The organism is Muribaculum sp. (assembly GCF_029051885.1).
Taxonomy (GTDB): domain Bacteria; phylum Bacteroidota; class Bacteroidia; order Bacteroidales; family Muribaculaceae; genus Muribaculum.
The window spans coordinates 1-2,685 of the sequence record NZ_JAIDKI010000212.1 but is presented as its reverse complement, the minus strand read 5'-3'; the positions used below and the strand labels follow the sequence as shown (position 1 = coordinate 2,685).

Here is a 2,685-nt window from a genome sequence, read left to right as displayed (position 1 = left end):
TCGTCACATGTCGAAAATCGTCTCAAGCTATACGACCCTGGCGGCAACATTTATTATTAAACAAGCTCTAATTATAAAACACTGATATCCGACATTTTGCTCATACCATCGTGCCGAAAGCCGTCAGTAGCGACGAAGATATAAGCATATAGATTACCATGCCTATAATGTCGTTGGTGATAGAGATAAACGGGCCGGTGGCAAGGGCCGGATCGATTTTGAATTTCTCGAGAGTCAGGGGCACGAACGTTCCGAACACCGAGGCAAACACTACTACCGCAAAAAGCGACAGCGATACCGCTATAGTGGTCACCTGAGTCGGCCCCATGGCAAACACATTGTAGACAAATACCAGCAACGATATGATACTGGCATTGAGTAGGCCTACGCCAAGTTCCTTAAATATCTGTTTCGCCGACGATTTCACATCAAGAGAGCCATTGGCAAGACCCTGCACGATGATAGCCGACGACTGTATGCCCACATTTCCTCCCGTGCCGCCTATAAGGGGAATAAACAGCGCCATGGCCGGATTGACAGTAAACGCGCCCTCGAAATTGCCGAGAATCAACGAGTTGCCGATACCGCCCAATATGCCTATTAGAAGCCAGGGGAGGCGAGCCTTGGTCTGAGTGAAAAGAGTGTCGTCGCTCTCTACGTCGCCCGACAGACCCGATGCCAGCTGATAGTCACGCTCGCTCTGCTCGCGCGCCTCGTCCATTACGTCGTCGACGGTAATCTGTCCGACCAGACGCCCTATCGAATCGACTACCGGCATGGCCACAAGGTCATACTTCTCAAAGTCGAGAGTAAGATCGTCGATTGGAGTATCGGTCTTCACGGCTACCGGGTCGGTCTCCATCACATGCTTTATCTTGCTTACCGACGGGTGGGTAAGCATCTTCTTCAGGGGGAGCACACCAAGCAGACGGTAATCATTGTCGACAACATACACATAATATATGTCGTCGAGATTCTCGGCCTGGAGTCGCATCTCCTGTATACATTGCGGCATCGACCAGTTTTCGTTGACCACAATCATCTCGGTGCCCATAAGACCACCGGCCGTGTCTTCGTCATATTTAAGCAGGTCGATAATATCGCCGGCCTGCTCCACGTCGTCGATATGGGCCAGAATCTCGTCGCGGTCCTCCTCGTCGAGTTCCTGCATGATGTCGACGGCATCGTCGGTGTCGAGGTGTACCACCTGTCGGGCGATATCCTCGGTCGACATCGCACTCAACAGCTTATGACGGTCATCCTCATCAAGCTCCATCAGCACGTCGGCCGCAGTCTCGTCGTCGAGCAGCCGATAGAGAAATTCCGCCTCTTCAAGGTCAAGATCCTGGTACAGCTCAGCGATATCGGCGGGATGAAGGTCGGCAATCGCCTTACGCGCCTCGTCCTCATCATGTCGCTCGATTATAGCTTTCAGGCTGTCGAGATACTCGGGAGAATGTTCTTTCATCAGAGTTCGTTGGGAGTATTATTCTGCACGCCGGATACGGCGCCTCTTACACTGGCGGCCAGATTGGTCAGCTCGACAAAATCGGCCACCGACAATTGCTCAGGGCGCTTTGCCCAGAGCGGTGATTCAGGGAGGGATGCTCCCGCCGGCAACAGGCCGCGTATGGAGTTGCGCAGAGTCTTGCGACGCTGTCCGAATGTGGTCTTCACAATCGTGCGGAACAGACGTTCGTCGCAACCGAGATCGGTCACACCGTTGCGTGTCATTATTATCACACCCGACTTGACCTTTGGCGGCGGATTAAACACATGCTCGTCGACAGTAAATAGATACTTCACATCGTACCACGCCTGTAGCAGCACGCTCAGTATACCACGGGCCTTAGTGCCGGGTCCCGCGGCAAGACGCTCGGCCACCTCACGTTGCAGCATTCCGCTACAACATGGTATCATATCCTTGTAGTCGAGTACCTTGAAGAATATCTGCGACGAGATATTATAGGGATAATTGCCAATCACACAGAACGGCTTGCCTCCCATTTTGTCGGCCAGATCCATCTGAAGAAAATCGCCGTCGATTATGCGCTCGCCCTGCAACTGAGGAAAGTTCTCATGCAAGTAGTCGATGCTCTCGCCGTCAATTTCGACAACCGTCACATCGTGGCCGTCGGCAATAAGATACTTGGTGAGCATACCCATGCCCGGACCTACCTCTACTACCGGAGTGCCAACATATGCCGACAGCGTGTCGGCGATACGCCTCGACACACTCTCGTCGGTAAGGAAGTGCTGTCCCAAAGCCTTTTTAGGCCGTACTTTGCCGTTGTTTGCCATGTGAAAAAGCAGTTTTGTAATATTCAAACAACAAATTTACCATCTTTTCTCAAATATCATGCAAATACTCTGATTTTAATTCATGACGATTGACTCTAAGCATGTCTTTTTTATAAGAGAATGTTCAATAATAAGAGCTTGTTTAATAATAAATGTTGCCGCCAGGGTCGTATATATTGAGGCGATTTTCGACATGTGACGAAGGAGATTACTGAAAATAACCACAGATTCGTTTGTACGACAGATATAATTTGCGTATCTTTGAATAAGAGCCGATTAGACAATATTACCTGCCGTCAGGGCGGTAACATTTAGAGCTTGTTTAATAATAAATGTTGCCGCCAGGGTCGTATAGCTTGAGACGATTTTCGACATGTGACGAAG

The 2,685-nt window shown here is 50.3% G+C and carries 2 protein-coding genes; both read right to left on the bottom strand.

All coding sequences use genetic code 11. The annotated features are described in order from the left end of the window. Positions 1 to 100 precede the first annotated feature (100 nt). On the bottom strand, positions 101 to 1,468 hold the full coding sequence (mgtE, locus tag K2I50_RS08770; protein WP_301025943.1) for a magnesium transporter: 1,368 nt from the start codon (positions 1,466 to 1,468) through the stop codon (positions 101 to 103). Beyond that, on the bottom strand, positions 1,468 to 2,301 hold the full coding sequence (gene rsmA / locus K2I50_RS08765) for a 16S rRNA (adenine(1518)-N(6)/adenine(1519)-N(6))-dimethyltransferase RsmA (protein WP_301025942.1): 834 nt from the start codon (positions 2,299 to 2,301) through the stop codon (positions 1,468 to 1,470). Before rsmA ends, mgtE begins: the two co-directional genes overlap by 1 nt. Between the last annotated feature and the right edge of the window lie 384 nt (positions 2,302 to 2,685).

Excerpts from the sequence above, each read along its gene's own strand:
- mgtE (WP_301025943.1), bottom strand. The coding sequence starts at position 1,468 with ATGAAAGAACATTCTCCCGAGTATCTCGACAGCCTGAAAGCTATAATC.
- rsmA (WP_301025942.1), bottom strand. The coding sequence starts at position 2,301 with ATGGCAAACAACGGCAAAGTACGGCCTAAAAAGGCTTTGGGACAGCAC.